This window comes from Collinsella aerofaciens ATCC 25986 (genome assembly GCF_964239575.1).
GTDB lineage: Bacteria > Actinomycetota > Coriobacteriia > Coriobacteriales > Coriobacteriaceae > Collinsella > Collinsella aerofaciens_BQ.
Genome location: NZ_CAXSQQ010000033.1, coordinates 1 through 17,993, shown reverse-complemented (window position 1 = coordinate 17,993; position 17,993 = coordinate 1). Strand labels below are relative to the sequence as shown.

The 17,993-nt window shown below is 62.5% G+C and carries 20 protein-coding genes and 2 tRNA genes; all 22 read left to right on the top strand.

What is annotated here, in order from left to right:
* Nucleotides 1-351: 351 nt before the first annotated feature.
* The 22 genes from rsgA to ACESUZ_RS09415 all read left to right on the top strand — a co-directional run bounded on the left by rsgA (nt 352) and on the right by ACESUZ_RS09415 (nt 17,880).
* The gene (rsgA, locus tag ACESUZ_RS09520; protein ID WP_373199803.1) at nt 352-1,305 is read left to right on the top strand and encodes a ribosome small subunit-dependent GTPase A; all 954 of its coding nucleotides are present in this window, start codon (nt 352-354) and stop codon (nt 1,303-1,305) included.
* A 252-nt stretch (nt 1,306-1,557) separates the two neighbouring features.
* Nucleotides 1,558-2,217, top strand: a complete 660-nt coding sequence (gene cpaB / locus ACESUZ_RS09515; RefSeq protein WP_271742310.1) for a Flp pilus assembly protein CpaB — start codon at nt 1,558-1,560, stop codon at nt 2,215-2,217.
* A complete protein-coding gene (locus ACESUZ_RS09510; protein ID WP_373199802.1) occupies nt 2,217-3,860 on the top strand; it encodes a CpaE/TadZ family protein in 1,644 nt (547 codons plus the stop codon). The genes cpaB and ACESUZ_RS09510 overlap by 1 nt, the downstream gene beginning before the upstream one ends.
* Entirely contained in the window at nt 3,857-5,185 is a 1,329-nt protein-coding gene (locus ACESUZ_RS09505; RefSeq protein ID WP_373199800.1) for a TadA family conjugal transfer-associated ATPase, read from the top strand. Before ACESUZ_RS09510 ends, ACESUZ_RS09505 begins: the two co-directional genes overlap by 4 nt.
* Entirely contained in the window at nt 5,158-6,084 is a 927-nt protein-coding gene (locus tag ACESUZ_RS09500) for a type II secretion system F family protein (protein ID WP_373199798.1), read from the top strand. Before ACESUZ_RS09505 ends, ACESUZ_RS09500 begins: the two co-directional genes overlap by 28 nt.
* Nucleotides 6,081-6,722: a type II secretion system F family protein gene (locus tag ACESUZ_RS09495; protein WP_349124672.1), complete on the top strand. Its 642-nt coding sequence runs from the start codon at nt 6,081-6,083 to the stop codon at nt 6,720-6,722. The genes ACESUZ_RS09500 and ACESUZ_RS09495 overlap by 4 nt, the downstream gene beginning before the upstream one ends.
* A 10-nt stretch (nt 6,723-6,732) precedes the next feature.
* On the top strand, nt 6,733-6,966 hold the full coding sequence (locus tag ACESUZ_RS09490) for a Flp family type IVb pilin (protein ID WP_349124671.1): 234 nt from the start codon (nt 6,733-6,735) through the stop codon (nt 6,964-6,966).
* The gene (locus ACESUZ_RS09485; protein WP_373199795.1) at nt 6,930-7,493 is read left to right on the top strand and encodes a hypothetical protein; all 564 of its coding nucleotides are present in this window, start codon (nt 6,930-6,932) and stop codon (nt 7,491-7,493) included. The genes ACESUZ_RS09490 and ACESUZ_RS09485 overlap by 37 nt, the downstream gene beginning before the upstream one ends.
* Nucleotide 7,494: 1 nt before the next feature.
* Nucleotides 7,495-7,713 (top strand): hypothetical protein, encoded by a 219-nt coding sequence (locus tag ACESUZ_RS09480; RefSeq protein ID WP_373199793.1) that lies wholly within the window; start codon nt 7,495-7,497, stop codon nt 7,711-7,713.
* Entirely contained in the window at nt 7,688-8,188 is a 501-nt protein-coding gene (locus ACESUZ_RS09475) for a TadE/TadG family type IV pilus assembly protein (RefSeq protein WP_373199792.1), read from the top strand. Before ACESUZ_RS09480 ends, ACESUZ_RS09475 begins: the two co-directional genes overlap by 26 nt.
* Before the next feature lie 76 nt (nt 8,189-8,264).
* Nucleotides 8,265-10,325 carry a hypothetical protein gene (locus ACESUZ_RS09470; protein ID WP_373199790.1) on the top strand — a complete coding sequence of 687 codons (2,061 nt, stop codon included), beginning with the start codon at nt 8,265-8,267 and terminating at the stop codon, nt 10,323-10,325.
* Nucleotides 10,325-10,801, top strand: coding sequence for a hypothetical protein (locus ACESUZ_RS09465; protein ID WP_373199789.1), 477 nt, complete (start codon nt 10,325-10,327; stop codon nt 10,799-10,801). The genes ACESUZ_RS09470 and ACESUZ_RS09465 overlap by 1 nt, the downstream gene beginning before the upstream one ends.
* A complete protein-coding gene (locus ACESUZ_RS09460; RefSeq protein WP_373199787.1) occupies nt 10,798-11,157 on the top strand; it encodes a DUF192 domain-containing protein in 360 nt (119 codons plus the stop codon). The genes ACESUZ_RS09465 and ACESUZ_RS09460 overlap by 4 nt, the downstream gene beginning before the upstream one ends.
* 58 nt (nt 11,158-11,215) lie before the next feature.
* Entirely contained in the window at nt 11,216-11,482 is a 267-nt protein-coding gene (locus ACESUZ_RS09455) for a hypothetical protein (protein WP_373199785.1), read from the top strand.
* Complete coding sequence (locus ACESUZ_RS09450; protein WP_035137167.1) at nt 11,482-11,766, top strand: ATP-binding protein; 285 nt, start codon at nt 11,482-11,484, stop codon at nt 11,764-11,766. Before ACESUZ_RS09455 ends, ACESUZ_RS09450 begins: the two co-directional genes overlap by 1 nt.
* Before the next feature lie 123 nt (nt 11,767-11,889).
* A tRNA-Phe gene (locus ACESUZ_RS09445) sits at nt 11,890-11,962 on the top strand.
* 295 nt (nt 11,963-12,257) lie between these two features.
* A complete protein-coding gene (locus tag ACESUZ_RS09440; protein ID WP_195239550.1) occupies nt 12,258-13,319 on the top strand; it encodes a glycoside hydrolase family 5 protein in 1,062 nt (353 codons plus the stop codon).
* Nucleotides 13,320-13,325: 6 nt separating this feature from the next.
* Nucleotides 13,326-14,204 (top strand): 16S rRNA (cytidine(1402)-2'-O)-methyltransferase, encoded by an 879-nt coding sequence (rsmI, locus tag ACESUZ_RS09435; RefSeq protein ID WP_373199783.1) that lies wholly within the window; start codon nt 13,326-13,328, stop codon nt 14,202-14,204.
* A gap of 69 nt (nt 14,205-14,273) precedes the next feature.
* Nucleotides 14,274-15,875 carry a methionine--tRNA ligase gene (gene metG, locus ACESUZ_RS09430; protein ID WP_373199781.1) on the top strand — a complete coding sequence of 534 codons (1,602 nt, stop codon included), beginning with the start codon at nt 14,274-14,276 and terminating at the stop codon, nt 15,873-15,875.
* 107 nt (nt 15,876-15,982) lie between these two features.
* A complete protein-coding gene (gene rsmA / locus ACESUZ_RS09425) occupies nt 15,983-16,843 on the top strand; it encodes a 16S rRNA (adenine(1518)-N(6)/adenine(1519)-N(6))-dimethyltransferase RsmA (protein WP_373199780.1) in 861 nt (286 codons plus the stop codon).
* The gene (locus ACESUZ_RS09420) at nt 16,833-17,750 is read left to right on the top strand and encodes a TatD family hydrolase (protein WP_373199778.1); all 918 of its coding nucleotides are present in this window, start codon (nt 16,833-16,835) and stop codon (nt 17,748-17,750) included. Before rsmA ends, ACESUZ_RS09420 begins: the two co-directional genes overlap by 11 nt.
* 43 nt (nt 17,751-17,793) lie before the next feature.
* A tRNA-Leu gene (locus tag ACESUZ_RS09415) sits at nt 17,794-17,880 on the top strand.
* The last annotated feature ends 113 nt before the right edge of the window (nt 17,881-17,993 follow it).

Below are 17,993 nucleotides of genomic sequence, written 5' to 3'. Positions count from 1 at the left end.
CGCCTTTAGACGCGTGCCGGAAATCCAAGGGTTATACCCTAAGAGCAAACCACCCCTTTTAGGGGTGGTTTTGATTTAAAATACCTGCTCAGTTGTGATTTGTGGTGCTGGGAGGCGCTTGTGGGCAAGGCGAAGACTAAGGCGAAGAAAAAGACGACGGGGGCGCGGGCTAAGCGCGATCGTCGTCGGAAGCTCGCGACCGAAGCCCCCGCGTCTGCCGAGGAACTGCTGGCAAGCGTGCCGGGGCTCGACGCGCTGCAGGATGTTCCGGCGTTCGACGACCTGCCTATCGATGGGGCTCAGCAGGCTGCCTTCGATGATTTTTGTGCCCAGGCCGAGGAGCCCGAGCAGATGCAACTTGGTGCCGTGGTGCGCTTGGATCGCGGGTTTCCGCTGGTGGCGACTACCGACGACACCTTTCGTGCCGAGCATGCCGTGGGGTTTGCCAAGTCGCGTGGCGAGGATGAGGTTCTGCTGCCCGCCGTGGGCGACCGCGTGGCGGTGCGCCGTGCGCCCGGGCATGACATGGGCGTGATCGAGTGCGTGCTGCCACGCCGCACGAGTTTTGAGCGCTGGCGCGGACGCGCTCGCGGTGAGCGTCAGGTGCTTTGCTCCAACGTGGATAGCGTGCTGATCGTGCAGGCGCTCGGCGCCGGCGAGGTGCTGCTCGACCGCGTGGCGCGCTCGCTGGTGCTGGCACTCGACTGCGATGCCGAGCCGGTGGTGGTACTCACCAAGGCCGACCGTTGCGACACCGATGAGCTCGAGCGCGATTTGGACCGCGTACACCGCCTGGTGGGTCCGGACGTGCGCGTAATCGTGACATCTTCTGCCGAGGGCCGTGGCCTGGACGAGGTGCGCGTCTGCGTGCCCGCCGGGAGCTGCGCCATGATCCTGGGCGAGTCGGGTGCCGGCAAATCGACGCTGCTCAACGCACTGTTGGGCCACGATACGTTGGCTACCGGCGGCGTGCGTGAGCGCGACGACCAGGGTCGTCACACCACGGTCGCGCGCGTGATGGTGGTACTGCCGGGCGAAGCCGGCGTGATCGCCGATGCCCCGGGTCTGCGGAGCCTGCCGCTTGTGGGCCACGAGCGGGGGTTGGCCCGCGCGTTTCCCGAGATCGTCGAGGCGTCGCGCGCGTGCCGGTTTGGCGATTGCACACACACCCATGAGCCGGGTTGTGCCGTTCGCGAGGCCGAGGACGCGGGACAGATTGACAGCCTGCGTCTGGAGACGTTCCAAAACTTGGCGTCATCCATGCGCGTGAGTGCTCAGATGCTCGATCCCGATGTTCATCTGTAATTGAATCTATCTATGACAGCCGTCTCCCAACGGTACGGGAGGCGGCTTTTTTATTGCCGATGCGCCCCTAAACGTGCGTTTTGCCGACGTGCTGACCAAAACCTTGCCACGAGCTTGACGGGCCGGTCAGCTTTTGGTCGGCAATTGGTTTGACACTCAAAACCAAGATCGCGATCGCACCGTTTTGCTGCTTGCCCGCTCGGACAATGGTGCTACGGGCATCCGCCCGGTGCTACCTTGAAAGGAGCGGTCGTGAACAAGAGCAAGCGCATCGCCATCAGTCTAATCGCGGGTGTGCTCGCCGCGCTGCTCTGCATGGTCTACGCATCGTCGATTCGCTCGCAGGCTGAGCAGGTCCAGGCCGAGACGCTGGCCAAGTATGGCGGCGATCGCGTCGAGGTGTGCGTCGCGGCGCGTGATATCGATGTGGGCGAGACCCTCGACGAGACCAATGTCATAACCCAGGAATGGCTGGCGAGCCTGTTGCCGCGCGATGCGGCGACCGAGCTGCGCCAGGTGCGCGGCGACGTGACGACCTCGCGCATCCCTAAAAATGCCGTGATTTGCGATGTCTACACCAAGGCCGAAACCCACACGCTCGAGGTGCCCAAAGGCAAGGTCGCCGTTTCGGTGGCGGTCGATGCCGAGCATTCGGTCGGGGGCGCCACGGGCGTGGGCAGCTACGTGGACGTGTACGTGCAAAAGGACGGCGTGACCGATCGGCTGTGCGGCGCGCGCGTAATCGATACCAGCGAAGATGCCGGCGCCACGCGTGAAGGCAAGATCGAATGGGTGACGCTGGCGGCCGACCCCGAAGACGTTAAGGAATTGCTGGGGGCCTCGGGTAAGGGGACGGTCAGTTTGACGATTCCCGCCACGGTGCGCGACAAAAAGAGCGGAGGCGACGAGTGATGAAAGCGATCTGGCTTGCATGCTGCGCGTGCGGTGATTACGGATTGCTGCAGCGGGAAGTCGAGGGCCGCGATGCGGGCGCGCAAGTGCTTCGCGTGGGCGACCTGGATGGGCTGGTGTCCATGGCACGGGCGTTTCCGTCGCGTCGCGGGGCGGCGATTATCGCGACAGCCCTGTTCGATGCCGAAGACGTGCGAAAGACCGTTGCGCGCCTGACGGCCGAGGGCCGCGTGAGCCGCGTGGTCGTACTGATAGAGACGCTCGATCCTTCGGATATCGAGGGGCTGTTTCGCGCAGGGGCGACCGAGGTTATCGCTGCGCGCAGCATATGCGGCAACGGGCGCGCGGGCGAGGGAACGGTTGATTGCGGCCGGTGTATGACGATTGAGCCCGATGCTTTTGTTGATAGGGAACCCGGGGCGCCTCGCGCTACAAGAGGCCCGCGTGTTGATGATTGTGGAAAAGCGGAAGCCGAGCATGGTCGGTGTCCCCGGGACCCCCTTGCATACGATGAAGTCGGAGAGCCGGTGCCGTATGGCGAGGATCTTTTGGCTGTAGATATGGGATACGTGCATGGCGTGAGCCTGGTCGATGAGCTCGACGAGGTTGAGGGACTTGCCGGGAACGACAATGTTCGTGTCGATGCGACCGTGAAGTCCCCAGATTCGGCCCCGCGGACCGAGCAGCCTGCCATGCCGGCTTGGGCGCAGCATATGAGCGCTGCCGGGGAGACAGGGACGTTGCCGCCCGTGCCGGCGCCGCCTGCCCCCACGCCGTCGGCGGATGCCGCCGCTTCGTCGCATCGAGCCCCGGTTGTCTGCGCCGTCTCGGGTTCGGGCGGTTGCGGCAAGTCGACGATCGTCGCCGCCATGGCGCACGCGGCGTCGCTGCTGGGCCTGCGCGCTGCCGTGCTCGACTTGGACCTGATGTTTGGAAACCTCTACGACCTGTTGGGTGCCGATGCCCCGCATGACATGGCAACGCTTATCGAGCCATCGGCTGCGGGCGCACTTGCCGAATCGGACATCGTGGCCGCCTCGATGCGCGTGGCCCCGGGCGTCACGCTTTGGGGTCCGGTCGCCGCGCCCGAACAGGCCGAGCTCATGGCGCGTCCGGTGGAGCTGCTGCTTGACGTCTTGCGTCACGAATCCGACGTGGTGCTTGTCGACACCTCGGTCTTTTGGGGCGACGCCGTGGCGGCCGCGGTGGCGGCGAGCGACCGCTGCCTGGTCGTGGGCGATCCATCGGTGTCGTCTGCGACGTCCGCGGCACGCGTCATCGAGCTGGCGAGCCGTGTGGGCGTGCCGCGTACGCGCATGAGCGCCGTATTCAACCGGTTTGGCGCGCGCGGCGCTGACGAGGATGTCGCCATGCGCTTTGAGATTACCTGCGCGTTGAGCTCCAAGATCCGCATCGCCGACGGCGGGCAGGACTTGGCGGCGCTCATGGCGTTCGGCCGTGCTGACGAGGCAGTGGGCCAGACCAGCGCTTTTGCCACCAGCGTACGCGAAGCCACGCGCAAGATGCTCGTGGAGCTGGGCTGCGCCGTCGGTCCCTGGAGCGATATGGTCACCGACCGTGCGACGCGCACCGAGCGCCCGCGCATCCGTCTTCCCTGGTCGCGCGAGGGTGATTCGCGATGAGTTTGCAAACAAGGATTAAGGAAGCCGGTGCAGCCGCGGCGACAGTGCCTGTTGATGCGGGACGCCACCGTGCCGTCAAGCGCCGCACCAAACGCGCCGTGATGGACCGCATGGGCTATGACGAGGTGGCGCGTATCAGCGCATACATCGATCCGGCGCGTGCCCGCTCGGAATTGCGTCCTGCGGTGGAGGCGGCGCTCAACGTGGAGGAGGCGACCGACCTGGCGACGCCCGAGCGCGAGACCATCATTGACGAGATTTTGGATGACGTGGTGGGCCTGGGCCCGCTGCAGCCGCTCATCGAGGACGACACCGTCACCGAGATCATGGTCAACGGTTGTCGCTCGGCTTTCTTTGAGCGCGGCGGCGTCTTATATCCCATCGAGCATGCGTTTGAGGACGATGAGCAAATCCGCGTGCTCATCGACCGCATCATCTCGCCGCTGGGCAGGCGCATCGACGAGCGCAGCCCTATCGTCAACGCTCGCCTCAAGACGGGCTATCGCGTCAACGCGGTGATTCCGCCTGTGGCGATCGATGGGCCAATCCTCACCATCCGTAAGTTTTCAGACCGCATCTGTTCATTGGACGAGCTTGTGGGCCTGGGGTCGCTACCGCTTTGGTATGCGCAGCTGCTGTCGTGTGCGGTATCGCTGCGTCAAGATCTGGCGGTTGCAGGTGGCACGGGATCGGGCAAGACCACGCTGCTCAACGCGCTGTCGTGCGAGATATCCACCGGCGAGCGCATCGTGACGATCGAGGACTCCGCCGAGCTCAAGTTTGCGCATCACCCGCATGTGGTTCGCCTGGAGGCACGCGAGGCTTCAATTGAGGGCGAGGGCGCGGTGACAATCCGCGATCTGGTGACCAACGCCCTGCGCATGCGTCCCGACCGTATTGTGGTGGGTGAGGTGCGCGGTGCGGAATGTTGCGACATGCTGCAGGCCATGAACACCGGGCACGACGGATCGCTCACCACGCTTCATGCGGGCACCGAGCAGGAGACCGTGGTGCGTTTGACGCTGCTCGCGCGCTATGGCATCGATCTGCCGAGCGAGCTTATCGAGGAGCAGATTGCCATGGCGCTCGACGGCATCGTGATGTCCGAGCGTCATGCGGACGGCAGGCGTTTCGTGTCCTCCTATTCGGGGGTGCGACGCGGCGCGTCGGGCGGCGTGGAGCTTGAGCGCTACGTGACGTTCGATGCCGCCACGCGCACCTGGACGCTCGATCGCGAGCCTCCGTTTATCGCGGAGGGCCTGCGCTCGGGAACGCTCACACAAGAGGAGGTGGACGAATGGAGATCGTTGTGCCCCTCGTCGTAGGGGGCTTGACAGGGCTTTCTGCCGCGGTGGCGTGCGGGGCGGAGCCTCGTGTGTCGCGCGTGCCGCCGGCGGAACTGGTCAGCCATGCGCTTGAGTCGGTTGCCGAGAGGCTGCCGCGCGAGTTGGTAGAAAACGACCTGCTAAAAAAGATTACCCGCTCCTGGGCGGCGCTGGTTCCAGCACATCGCCTTGGCCTTGTTATCGAGGATGACGAGGCGCGCCTGGCATGCTTGCTGCTATCGAGTGGTGTCTGCGGCATTGCCCTGACTGTCGTATCGCTGTCGCCCATCGGCTTTGTCCTGGGGCTGCTCGCACCGTTTGGCGTAGGCGCCGCTCGCGACACCTTCGACCGTCGCCGCGAGCAACACGATGTGGAAGAAGCCATGCCCGAGGCCTTTACGGCACTCTCTATGTCGCTCGCCTCGGGTCATTCGCTGGCCCAGGGCATGAGGTTTGTGGGAACTCACGCGCAAGAGCCAGTGCATACCGAGTTTTTGCGCGTGGCGACGGCGATCGACTGCGGCGTCTCGGCGACTGATGCGTTGGATGACCTACTCGACCGTATCGATGCCCCCGGCCTTTCGCTTGTCACCTTGGCGCTCAAGGTGTCGCAGCGAACCGGTGCCCCGCTTGCCGACCTGTTGTCCGAGGCGTCGAGCATGGTGGGGGAGCGCATTGAGCTCAAGCGCCGCTTGGACGTCAAGACATCGCAGGCTCGTATGTCGGCACACATGGTCTCGGCGATGCCGGCGGGTATGTGCGCGGTGCTGGCGCTGCTTTCGGCCGACTTTCGCCGCGGCCTTGCGACGCCGGCGGGTGCCGGTGCCGTGGTACTGGGACTTGCCCTCAACGCCGTCGCCCTGGTGGTCATCCGACGCATTATGCGGGTGGAGCTATGAGCGCCCTGGTCGGGGTCGCGGCATGCCTGTGCGCGCTCAGCGTGTTTGTCGCGACGGGGCTCAATCGTGCGGACGCATGCAAGATCGCCCAGGTCTGCAAACGCGAGGCGCTGCTGGTTGTTGCGGCTGCCCGATCGGTGACCGATGTCCTGGTAGCACGGTTGAGGGGCATGCTCGGCACGGGTGGTACGGCGCAGGTGTCGCTTGGCGAGGTGTCCGAGATGATCGACGTGGTGCGTCTGGGGCTTTCGGCCGGCCTTTCGTTCGATGCGGCGCTTGAGGTTTTTTGCGCCAATCGCCGATCGACGTTGGCGCTCCGCCTTGAGCGAGCCTGCATGGCATGGCGTGTGGGCGTAGGGACGCGAGAGGATGAGCTTCTGGCGGCCGCGCGCGACCTGGATGTGCGGGCGCTCGAGACCTTTGCCATCACAGCGGGGCAGGCGCTTGCCCTCGGTGCCCCGCTTGCCGAGACGCTGGCGGCCCAAAGTCGCGAGATTCGCGCGGCCCATCGCGCCGCGGTCGAGCGCGAGATTGAGCGTGCGCCGGTCAAGCTGCTGATTCCCACCGGCACGCTCATCTTGCCGGCGTTGCTTCTGTCCATATTGGGCCCGCTGCTGGGAGCAGGCGGGATGATGTAGGGAGGAATACATGAATACGATGACTGACGTTGTTGGCAAGGTCTGGAGCTTGGCGTTTTGCCAGCCAATTCACGCTCGCCAGCGTGCCGAAGAACTGCTGCGGGAGGAGAGCGCGCAGGGCACCACCGAGTACGCCATCCTAGTCGGTGTGCTCGTGGTGATTGCCATCATTGCCATCGTCGCATTTAAGGGCAAGGTCCAAGATTTATGGAGCGCTATCAGCGAGGGCATCAACAGCCTGTAGAGGGCGCCCGTCCCGTCGGCGCGTTGCTGGTGCTCGCCTGTGCGGTCGTGGCGGTGGCAGTGGCGGTTTGGGGGCTTAACGCAGCACGGCAACAACGTTTAGGGGCTGCCGCGGATGCGGGATCGGGTTCGGCTGCGGCGTCTCAAATAGACGATGCGCGAGACGCGGACGATGCGAATGCCGCCGTCACGGCGCAAACGTTCTTGCAAGCACTCGACGAGCGAGCGGACGCTGCAACGGGTTCATCTGCAAACAATGCCGTCGCTGTTCGTCTCGCATGGTCCGAGTGCCGACCGATGACCGAGGCGGCGGCGGATATGCTGCGTGCCTATCGCGAGGTGCCCACGGCGCAACTTGCTCTGAGCGGCTATCTCGACATCAAGGGCAACGTGTGGGGCGCCATCGTGCGTGACGGACGCGGCTGGGTCGATATGGTGACGGTTGCCGCGGATGCTGGCGATACTTCGTGTTGCCTGCGTGTGGTCCGCCTGACCCCGCAGACAACGAACTCAAAGGAGGGGTCGTGAAATGCATTATGTCCTGCGCGAGGAATCTGCCCAGGCAACGGTCGAATACGCCATCGTCACGGTGGCACTGCTTTCCATCGTGCTGGCGATCGCAGGGCTTTGGCGTGCCGGTGCCGATGGGCGCTTGGCGGCGCTGGTCGAGCGGACGGCATCTCACGGCGTCACCTCGACATCGGTTGTCGACGCTGCTGCGGGTGCTAAGGACATCGTGCTGTATTGATGTTGCGCGCGAGGACCGGGCTCAGTCTACGGTCGAGGCGGCATTCCTACTGCCGACGTTTCTGGCGCTCGTCCTGTTGGCGCTGCAGCCGGTGTGCCTGCTCTATACACGCGCGGTCATGGAGTCTGCCGCCGCCGAGACCGCGCGGCTCATGACCACGACAACGGTGGAGGACGACGAAGACCTCAAGGAGTTCGCCCGCCGCCGTCTTGCCGCGGTTCCCGACGTTTCGATTTTTCATGCCGGCGGGCCCCTGTCGTGGGATATCGAGCTTGGTCGGGCCGATGCGGGCGGCGTCTCGTCCGTTTCCGTTACCGGCGAGGTTAAACCGCTGCCCGTGATCGGTGCGTTTGCGCAGGCTATGGGTAGCGCAGGCCAAAACGGCTATGTCGAGCTTAAGGTCGACGTCTCGTACCGATCGCGTTCCGAGTGGCTGGAGGGAGACTATGATTCATGGATTGCTGCATGGGATTAAGCGCTGCCTGTTGAAGGTGACGAGGGGGCTTGCGTGCCGTTGCCGACCGCGTGCTCGCTGCAAGCGAGGCGGCTTTATGGATCGAGCCGGGATCGACCTGTTTATCGAAGACGGTGCCTACACCACGCTCTCCTCTGCAGTGGTCATCTTGGTGGTGCTCACGCTGCTGTTTTCGTCGACGGCGGCGATATGGAGCATGTCGCGCGCGGGGGACACCCAGGTGGCTGCCGATAGCGGCGCGCTGGCAGGCGCCAATGTGGTGTCGTCCTACCACACGGCTGCGACGGTGGTGGATGCGAGCATTTTGAGTTTGGGGCTGGCGGGGTTTGCCACGATCGGCACCGGCTTGGTCGCCATTCTTATTCCAGGTGCCGAGCTTGCCGCGGGCGATATGGTCGACACAGGAATCGAGATCATTAAAACGCGCAACAAGTTTGCCAAAAGCGCCTCCAAGGGCCTGCAGAAAATCGAGACGGCTCTACCGTATCTGGTTGCCGCGCGAGCTACGCAGGCCGTGTCGGCGCAGGATACCGAAGGTGTGACCTATACCGGTACAGCGCTTGCCGTGCCCAGGACGTCCGAGTCGGATTTTGTTGCGCTCGAGGGTTCCGAGATCTCGACCGACGCCATCGAGAGTACCTCAAAAGACCTTGACTATGCTGCCAAGGAACTGCAGAAAGCATCCGAGAAGACGTCAAAGGCCAAGGAACGCGCCTGGCTTGCCGACTGCGGCGGATCGGACAAAGACGCAGTCGGAAGCTGCTCATGCACGTGGGAACGCGCGAGGAGTTTGGCGAAGCTTTCGGATATTGAGAATCCGCACTATGCCTCGAGCGTCACATGGGAGCCGCAAGTGGCGCTCGATCGCGCGAAGGCCTATTACCGCTTGCGCCTTGCAAACGAGGCGCCTCAAGGCTCAAGCGTCGAGACGAAGGCGGAGTCGGCGGCGCGCAAGGCGTTCTATACCTATGCGAGCGCAGAGGTCAATCGCGCATATATAACCGAAGACGGAGACCGGACCACTTCCTATATTCCGTTGTTGCCGCGCAACACTGACGAGGTGCGAGCGACGGAACTCTATACCGATGCGGCGTGGCCAACTAGTACCAACGATGGCAAAACGTATCTGCATTATGGAACGAGCTGCCCCAACTATAAGAAAGGGACGCCAGGCGGGCTAGCCTCGGTCGCTGCTTATGACGGGCAGGACAAATGCAACAGATGCCATTTTGGTGTTTCGTCGCTCGGCGCCGTTGCGGCTCCTTCGACTTCTATCGAAAACGGCTTCGAGTACCACTTTGATCGATTCAAAGACGCCCTGAAGAAATACGTCGAATGCCGCAACAAAGAGCTCGAGCTCATGCGCCAGACCGAGGACGAGGCTGACCGTGCGGGCAATGCGTTTGACGAGGCCATTAAAGCGCTTTCGGGCGAGCGTCCGCGTATCGCCCCGCCCGGCCGCAATGGCGTGGTTGCCCTTGCGGTTTCGGGTGCCATCTCGAGCCCCGATGAGCTCAACTCTTCGTTTAACACGACAGTCAGGCTTGGCGATCGCGGCGCGATCTCTGCTGCGGTGCTGGCGCCCGATGACGCGACGGCGCAGAACAACGTTCTCTCGCGGTTTTTCTCGACGCTGGAGGAGCGTTCGGGTGGCGTTGTCGGCGTACTCGATGGCGTCATGGATGTTTGGGGGCGGCTGCTTGTGGGATACGGAGACATCCAAGGCTCCGCCGACGAGCTCATGGACGAGATGATCGGTGACCTGGGAGGGGGCAGCGGTGCGTTGAGTTCCATTGCGTCGTGGCTTGGCGATACCGTTTCGGCGTCCGTGGCGGCGCTGGGCTTGGAGCCGTGCGACTTGCGCCTACGAAAGCCGGTGCTGACCGACACCGCCAACGTCATCAAGAGCCCGGGGTCTGACATCACAGGTCTTTCTAATGCGCAGGACAAGCTACGAAGTATTCCGTTGGGCGTGACCGATCCCAAGGCGCTTTGCGAGGCGCTGGAATATCAAGTCGAGCGCACCATCAGCGGCACGGTGTTCACGCTTGCGGAGATTCCGCTGCCCGGCGGCGGTTCCATTCCACTTACCGTCGATGTCGCCACACTGGCGGGTGCCCTGGGCGGTGGGTCGTAATGGGCATCCGCACGCGCCTGTGCGAGGAGCGCGCCCAGGCGACGGTCGAGATGGCCGTGGTCACGCCCGTCCTGCTGGTTCTGGCGCTTATCGTGTACAACGTCATGGTCTTTGCCGACGCGGTCGCGCGCTTCGATCGCGTGGTGCCCGATATCGTGCTAGCGCATGCCGTGGCGCCGAGCGGGGAGGGCGATGACAGCTCCATCGATGCCTCCGCGACCGTTCAGGCTCAGATCCAACATGCCATGGAAGGCTATGACTTGCAGATTGAGGTCTCGAGCGAGCAGGGTGCGACAACATCGGATGGCGGTCTGCTTTCGCTCTCCGGCACGTTTAGGACCTATACCTGTACCATGCGCTACGAGCCGTGGCCGAGCTCGCTCAGCATCGCCGGCGTTTCGCTGGGGGCACCGGCAAAGTTGTCGCACGAGCGCGCGGTGACGGTCGATCCGTGGCGTCCGGGGGTGGTCATGTGACCGCGGTCTCGTCCTACATCGCTTACGCGCGGGCACTCAACAGGCTGGGTTGGACGCCGGCCGAGTTTGTGGTGGCGGAGTCGTTTGCCGTGCGCCTGCGCGGCATGCTGGGACGGCGTCCGGTTGCCGCCAATGGCCTGCCGCTTGTCATGGCATTTCCGCACTGTTCCTCAGTCCACACGTGTTTTATGGCCTATCCCATCGACATCGCCTTTATCGATGCAAGCGGCTACGTTCTCGTATGCTACGAAAACGTACGTCCATGGCGTATGTGCTCCTGCCCCGGCGCCTGGGGCGTACTAGAGCGTCCTTCAATCATTGTTTCGACCCCTGCTCTCCAACGCGTGCCGGCTTAAGAATTGGCGACAGTGGACTTTCGTCATACGAAATTGGGTAAGATGGAGGAGAAGATGCATGGATGTTGAGATCCATCCCAACGCTAAAAAGCACCTGACGGAAAAGCAGGTACTAGGTGCCTGGTTCGCGGTTACTGAGTGCATTCGCCGCGAGTCGGAGGACGAGCCGCCGAGATGGCTTGCCATTGGATGGCTTCCAGATGGTCGAAGTGTGGAACTTGTTGCGGTCGAGCTTGTCCGTGGGTGGCTTATCATTCATGCCTTGTCTCCAGTCCAGAAGAAATTTTGGCAGGAGATTGAACAGGCTCGGCAAAGGGGTCGATGATGGGCAAGACGTATACGGCCGCTAATGGTCAGGTTGTAACGGATGAAATGATTGACGCGTGGTGCGAGTCGTACGAGCGCGGAGAGTTTCCGGATGGCGAACACACCGTTGGCGGGATCGTGCATGGACGGCCCCCGCTCTCAGGTGAGGGGACGGCAACGCTGTCGGTCAAGATTCCTCTGGGAATGAAGGAGGCCATTCGTCGACGGGCGGCTGCCGAGGGGATGACGCCAAGTGAGTTTGCCCGTGCGGCTCTGAGTGAAAAACTTCTTGCTGCCGGCTGATGCCTCTGACGTGCCGATTTATAGAACCGAGGCTGTGCTCAAAAACTTTTTTAAAATTCTCGGTTGACCGGAACGCGTCCTTGGTTATACTAATCAAGCCTTGAAACAAGGCACACCTCAAATGGCTGGGTAGCTCAGTTGGTAGAGCAGAGGACTGAAAATCCTCGTGTCAGGGGTTCGATTCCCTTCCCCGCCACCTTGAATTGACTAGGACCTCTGCAAAGGGGTCCTTTTCTTTTATTGAGGGCTCTGCGGAAATTACGTCCCGGAATTTGGCTTCAGAGTGGGATGCGCTTTCCGGCGCCTGCCCTCGGCGTGTATGCGCACTCGGTACGTCATCTTGGCCCCGCTCGCCCCAGACATTCCTCCCGCTTTTGCGCCACTTTACAGACCGTTCGGTCGTCTGTCCGCACGCGCGGGTATACTCAAAACGATACTTTTCCTGTGCAATACGATGCAGGCTCGGCCTGCACGATCCGAAGGGGGCAGTGATGGAGAGGATACTCGGCGTTAATCTCTCTGGCTGGTTTATTCCCGAGCCTTGGGTGACCCCGTCGCTATACGCGGCGACCGGTGCATCCAACGCGGCCGAGCTGCAGGAGGCCATGGGCACCGCCGCCTATAACGAGCGCATGCGCCGTCATTATGAGACGTTTGTGAGCGAGGATGATTTCCGTCGCATGGCGCAGATCGGCCTCAACGCCGTGCGCCTGCCGGTGCCCTGGTATGCCTTTGGCTCACAGGAGTCCGATGCGTCCTACATCTCGGTTGTCGACTACATCGACCGTGCGATTGAGTGGGCTGCCAAGTACGATATCCGCGTGCTGCTCGATCTGGCCACTGTGCCCGGTGGCCAGGGCGATTCCAACGATTCGCCCACCACGCCGGAGGCTGTCGCCGAGTGGCATTCGTCCACTAACGGCCGCCATGTCGCACTCGACGTGCTCGAGCGCTTGGCCGAGCGTTACGGCGAGGCCGAGAGCCTGCTGGGCATCGAGCTGTTGGACACGCCGCAGATGAGCGTTCGCAAGAGCCTCTTTACCATGACGGATGGCATTCCGGCCCACTACCTGCGCAATTTCTATCGCGATGCCTACGAGCTCGTTCGTTCGTATATGCCCGAGGATAAGATCGTCGTCTTCTCGTCGTCGGGGCATCCCAGCGAGTGGAAACATTTTATGCGCGGCGCCAAGTACAAGAACGTCTACATGGACCTTCACCTGTACCATTACCGCGACGAGCATGCGCTCGACATCACGAGCCCCCGCGGGCTGACGACGGCGATTTCGCGTAACAAGCGCGAGCTTAAAGAAGCGATTTCGACTGGGTTCCCCGTGCTGGTGGGCGAATGGTCGGGCGCGGCGATCTTTGCCAACTCGTCGGTTACGCCCGAGGGCCGCAATGCCTACGAGCGCGTGTTTATCGCCAATCAGCTGGCTTCGTTTGCGCCGGCTGCAGGTTGGTTCTTCCAAACGTGGAAGACCGAGAAGCGCATTGCAGCATGGGACGCCCGCGCGGCGCTCGGTACACTCGAGCGCGGCATGATTGAATAGGTTGATATGACGCAAAACAGCGCCCATACGGGCAAACTCTATGTGGTCGGCACGCCCATCGGCAACCTGGGCGACCTGTCCCCGCGCGTTGGCGAAGCCTTTGCCGCCGCCGATGCCATTTGCTGCGAAGACACGCGTGTGACGTCAAAGCTGCTGATGCACCTGGGCATTTCCAAGCCACTTGTCCGTTGCGACGAGAATGTGATCGCCAGCCGCGCCGCCGGCCTGGTCGACCGTCTGCTGGCGGGGGAGACCCTCGCCTTTGCCTCGGATGCCGGCATGCCGAGCGTGTCCGATCCCGGCCAGGCGCTGGTCGAGGCGGCGCGTGAGGCCGATGTGCCCGTCGAAGTTATTCCCGGGCCCTCTGCTTGCGTCACGGCGCTTGTTTCGTCCGGCATTCCCTGCGAGCATTTTTTCTTCGAGGGCTTTTTGGGCCGAAAGCACGGCGACCGTGTGCGCCGTTTGCAGCGCCTTGCCGTGGTGCCCGGCGCGCTCATCTTCTACGAGTCTCCACATCGCATCGTGGCGACGCTCGAGGCCGTGGCGGAGGTCTTTCCCCAGCGTGAGGTTGCCGTCTGCCGCGAACTTACCAAGCTACACGAGGAGGTCTTGCGCGGGCCCGCTGCCCAGCTTTCCGAGGAGCTGCGTGCTCGCGGCGAGGTAAAGGGCGAGATTGCGCTGGTCATCGCGCCGCCGAGCGAGGACGAAGAGGCCGGTATCGCGCCGGTTGGCGCCGCGGCAGCGGATCCCGATGAGGCCCTGCGCGCGGATATCCGCGCCGCGCTCGAGGAGGGGGAGCCCGCCTCTGCGGTGGCCAAGCGCCTGTCTCAGAAGTATTCGCGCCGCAAGCGCGATGTCTATGCCATGGTGCTCGATATGCAATAGATGGAGGATATCCAGCCCTTGCGCTAGAATCATCCTCTGTATGCAACGTTTTTCTGGAGGACAAACCCCATGGATCAAAGCAAGCCTTCGTTCTTTATCACGACGCCCATCTACTACGTCAACGCCGATCCGCACCTGGGCACGGCTTATTCCACCATCATCGCCGACGTTCAGGCTCGCTATCGCCGCTCCGCCGGCTATAACGTCAAGTTCCTGACCGGCATGGACGAGCACGGCGAGAAGGTCGCCGAGGCCGCAGCCAAGCACAACATGACGCCGCAGGAGTGGACCGACAGCCAGGCTCCGCACTTCAAGGAGCTTTGGAGCAAGCTCGAGATCTCCAACGACGACTTCATCCGCACCACCGAGCCGCGCCAGCATCATGCCGTGCAGTACCTGTGGGAGCGCATGAAGGAGTCCGGCTACCTGTATAAGGGCAGCTACGACGGTTGGTATTGCGTGCCTGACGAGACCTACTTCACTGATACGCAGGTCCAGAAGGGCGACGAGGAGTACGGCAGCGTCGGCCAGCACCTGTGCCCCGACTGCCACCGTCCGCTTGAGCGCGTGCAGGAGGAGTCCTACTTCTTTAAGCTTTCCGCCTTCCAGGACAAGCTGCTCAAGCTCTATGACGAGCACCCCGACTTTGTCGAGCCCGCGTTCCGTATGAACGAGGTGCGCAGCTTTGTCGAGGGCGGCCTCAACGACCTTTCCGTGAGCCGTACGAGCTTTGACTGGGGCATCCAAGTTCCGTTTGACGAGGGCCACGTGACCTATGTGTGGTTCGACGCGCTGCTCAACTATATGACGGCTGTCGGCTACGGTGTCGATACCGACGAGGCCCGTGCCGAGCTGGCCTATCGCTGGCCCGCGCAGTTCCACATCGTGGGCAAGGACATCATCCGTTTCCACTGCGTCATTTGGCCGGCCATGCTCATGGCCATTGGCGAGGCCCTGCCCGAGCACGTCTTTGCCCATGGCTTCCTGACCGTGCGCAATGCCGAGACCGGCAAGGCCGAGAAGATGTCCAAGAGCCGCGGCAACGCCATCGCTCCGCAGGACGTTATCGACATGCTGGGCGTCGAGGGCTATCGCTACTACTTCATGACCGACGTCGTCCCCGGCACCGACGGTGCCATCAGCTTCGATCGCATGGAGCAGGTCTACAACGCCGACCTGGCCAACAGCTGGGGCAACCTTATCTCGCGTTCGCTCAACATGAGCGGCAAGTACTTTGACGGTTGCGCGCCCGCCAAGCCCGCATCGTTCGATGCGTTCGACAACCCGCTGGCAAAGATCGCCGATGGTCTGGTCGACCGCTACATGGCCAAGATGGACGTGCTCGATTACGGTGGAGCCAAGGACGAGGTCATGGAGCTCATCCACGCCGCCAACCACTACATCGAGGACTCCGAGCCTTGGGCACTTGCCAAGGACGAGGCCAAGGCTGACGAGCTGGCGTTTGTGATCTACAACCTGCTCGAGGCCATCCGCATTGCCGCCCACCTGCTGATGCCGCTCATGCCCCAGACTTCTGCCGAGGCCCTGCGCCGCCTGTCCTGCGAGGACGAGGCCGCGACCGACGACCTCAAGGGCATTTGCGTTTGGGGCCTGCTTGCCGGTGGTCAGCCTGTCGAGAAGGGCGATCCGCTGTTCCCGCGTCTGGGCTAAGACGCAGCGCGCCATATCGGCAATTTGCTGTTTAGCTGTAAGGGCATGGCCGCCACGGTCCATGCCCTTTTGTTTCAAGACGCCGCCATCATGCTGAGGAGGCAACCATGACAACTTCGCCTTTGGCAAACCCCACGGCCACCAGGGAGCTGCTGGAGGAGTTTGGCCTTGCGACCAAGCATCGCCTGGGCCAGAACTTCCTGATCGACAACCATGTAATTGAGCGCATTTGCGAGCTTGCCGAGCTTGCAGGCGATGAGCGCGTGCTCGAGGTTGGTCCGGGCGTTGGTACGCTCACGCTTGCGCTGTTGCAGGAGGCGGCGTGCGTCACGTCGATCGAGGCCGATCCCGAGCTTGAGCCGGTGCTTGACGCCCACGCCGCCGACTATGCCAACTTCCGCTTTATCATGGGCGATGCGCTCAAGGTGGGCCCGGAGCAGATTGAGCAGGTTGCGGGCGGTACGCCGACGGTGTTTGTCGCGAATCTGCCCTACAACGTGGCGGCGACGATCATCCTTCAGTTCTTCCAGACGATGCCCGCGCTTAAGCGCGCTGTCGTCATGGTTCAAAAGGAGGTTGCCGATCGCATTGCCGCAACGCCCGGTAACAAGACCTATGGCGGCTACACGGCAAAACTCGGCCTGTACGCGCAGGTGACGGGTCGCTTTGAGGTGCCGCCGCGTTGCTTTATGCCGGCGCCGCACGTGGACTCGGCCGTCGTGCGTATCGACCGTGTTGACGGCGTGGTGCCCGAGGGGCTCGATCGCGAATTTGTGGCCCGTGTGATTGATGCTGCATTTGCTCAGCGTCGCAAGACCATCCGCAATTCCATGAGCGCCAACGGCTTTGCCAAGGACGTGCTCGATGCTGCCTTTGAGGCTTGCGGTATTGCACCCACCACGCGCGCCGAGACGCTTGATGTTGCTGACTTTGTCCGTCTGGCCCAGGAGCTAATCCATGACGCCTAATGCCGAACGCGTGACGTTTACCAAGAAAAAGACGACGGTTGCTTGTCCCGTGCCCTTGGCGCCGCTTGCCGACACGCATGCACATCTGCTTTCGTTTTGGGGCAAGGATGTGCCCGAGACGCTCGTGCGCGCCAAAGCCGCGGGCGTCGACCTGTTGGTGACGATGTTCGACCCCATTGCCGACAAGCGCAGCGTGGCGGACTATAGCGACTGGCTGGTGCGCGAGATTCTTCCGATGCAGGATATCCCGCAGATCAAGTATCTTGCCGGCGTGCATCCGTATGGCGCGCCGGACTATACCGACGACGTTCATGCACAGGTCGTTGCCGCACTTGATGACCCCTTATGCGCCGGTATTGGCGAAATCGGCCTGGACTATCACATGGACTATGACGACGATATCGCGCCGGCACCCCATAACGTGCAGATTGATTGCATGGCGCGCCAGCTCGAGCTTGCCGTGCGCCGCAATGTGCCGGTGGAGCTGCACCTGCGTCACGAGGACTCGGATGGGGAGCGCACCTCGCACGTTGATGCGTACAACGTACTGCGCGAGGTGGGCGTGCCCCAGGCCGGTTGTGTGCTGCACTGCTTTGGCGAGGACCGCGCCACGATGGAGCGCTTTGTGGAGCTGGGCTGCTATATCGCCTATGGTGGCGCGGCCACCTTTAAGCGCAACGACGACGTGCGCGAGGCATTTGCGGCAACCCCACTCGATCGAATTTTGTTCGAGACGGATTGCCCGTATATGGCTCCGGAGCCCATCCGCGGTCTTGAATGCGAGCCCGCAATGATCTCCATTACGGCAAACGCGCTGGTTAACGACCGTGTCGATCGCACAGGTGAGGACGCCGAAGCAATCGCGCGAGCCGCTTGGGAAAATGCCTGCAAACTTTTTCAAAAATAGTTCTTGCGTTCGCGATGGCGCTCCGTTATTCTAATTTCTGCACGCGGGCGTGGCGGAATTGGCAGACGCGTACGGTTCAGGTCCGTATGGGGGCAACCCCATGAAGGTTCAAGTCCTTTCGCCCGCACCATTGATTGAAAAGCTCCCAGCAATGGGGGCTTTTTTGTAATATGAGAAAGCCATTGTCAATAGGCATGTTCGTTCGAGCCCGGTTTGAAACCGGGCTTTTTCGTTTCCCGTCGG

Coding starts and splice junctions, on each gene's coding strand:
- rsgA (WP_373199803.1), top strand. CDS start 352: ATGCAACTTGGTGCCGTGGTGCGCTTGGATCGCGGGTTTCCGCTGGTG.
- ACESUZ_RS09510 (WP_373199802.1), top strand. CDS start 2,217: ATGAAAGCGATCTGGCTTGCATGCTGCGCGTGCGGTGATTACGGATTG.
- ACESUZ_RS09505 (WP_373199800.1), top strand. CDS start 3,857: ATGAGTTTGCAAACAAGGATTAAGGAAGCCGGTGCAGCCGCGGCGACA.
- ACESUZ_RS09500 (WP_373199798.1), top strand. CDS start 5,158: ATGGAGATCGTTGTGCCCCTCGTCGTAGGGGGCTTGACAGGGCTTTCT.
- ACESUZ_RS09495 (WP_349124672.1), top strand. CDS start 6,081: ATGAGCGCCCTGGTCGGGGTCGCGGCATGCCTGTGCGCGCTCAGCGTG.
- ACESUZ_RS09490 (WP_349124671.1), top strand. CDS start 6,733: ATGAATACGATGACTGACGTTGTTGGCAAGGTCTGGAGCTTGGCGTTT.
- ACESUZ_RS09485 (WP_373199795.1), top strand. CDS start 6,930: ATGGAGCGCTATCAGCGAGGGCATCAACAGCCTGTAGAGGGCGCCCGT.
- ACESUZ_RS09480 (WP_373199793.1), top strand. CDS start 7,495: ATGCATTATGTCCTGCGCGAGGAATCTGCCCAGGCAACGGTCGAATAC.
- ACESUZ_RS09470 (WP_373199790.1), top strand. CDS start 8,265: ATGGATCGAGCCGGGATCGACCTGTTTATCGAAGACGGTGCCTACACC.
- ACESUZ_RS09465 (WP_373199789.1), top strand. CDS start 10,325: ATGGGCATCCGCACGCGCCTGTGCGAGGAGCGCGCCCAGGCGACGGTC.
- ACESUZ_RS09455 (WP_373199785.1), top strand. CDS start 11,216: ATGGATGTTGAGATCCATCCCAACGCTAAAAAGCACCTGACGGAAAAG.
- ACESUZ_RS09450 (WP_035137167.1), top strand. CDS start 11,482: ATGGGCAAGACGTATACGGCCGCTAATGGTCAGGTTGTAACGGATGAA.
- ACESUZ_RS09440 (WP_195239550.1), top strand. CDS start 12,258: ATGGAGAGGATACTCGGCGTTAATCTCTCTGGCTGGTTTATTCCCGAG.
- rsmI (WP_373199783.1), top strand. CDS start 13,326: ATGACGCAAAACAGCGCCCATACGGGCAAACTCTATGTGGTCGGCACG.
- metG (WP_373199781.1), top strand. CDS start 14,274: ATGGATCAAAGCAAGCCTTCGTTCTTTATCACGACGCCCATCTACTAC.
- rsmA (WP_373199780.1), top strand. CDS start 15,983: ATGACAACTTCGCCTTTGGCAAACCCCACGGCCACCAGGGAGCTGCTG.
- ACESUZ_RS09420 (WP_373199778.1), top strand. CDS start 16,833: ATGACGCCTAATGCCGAACGCGTGACGTTTACCAAGAAAAAGACGACG.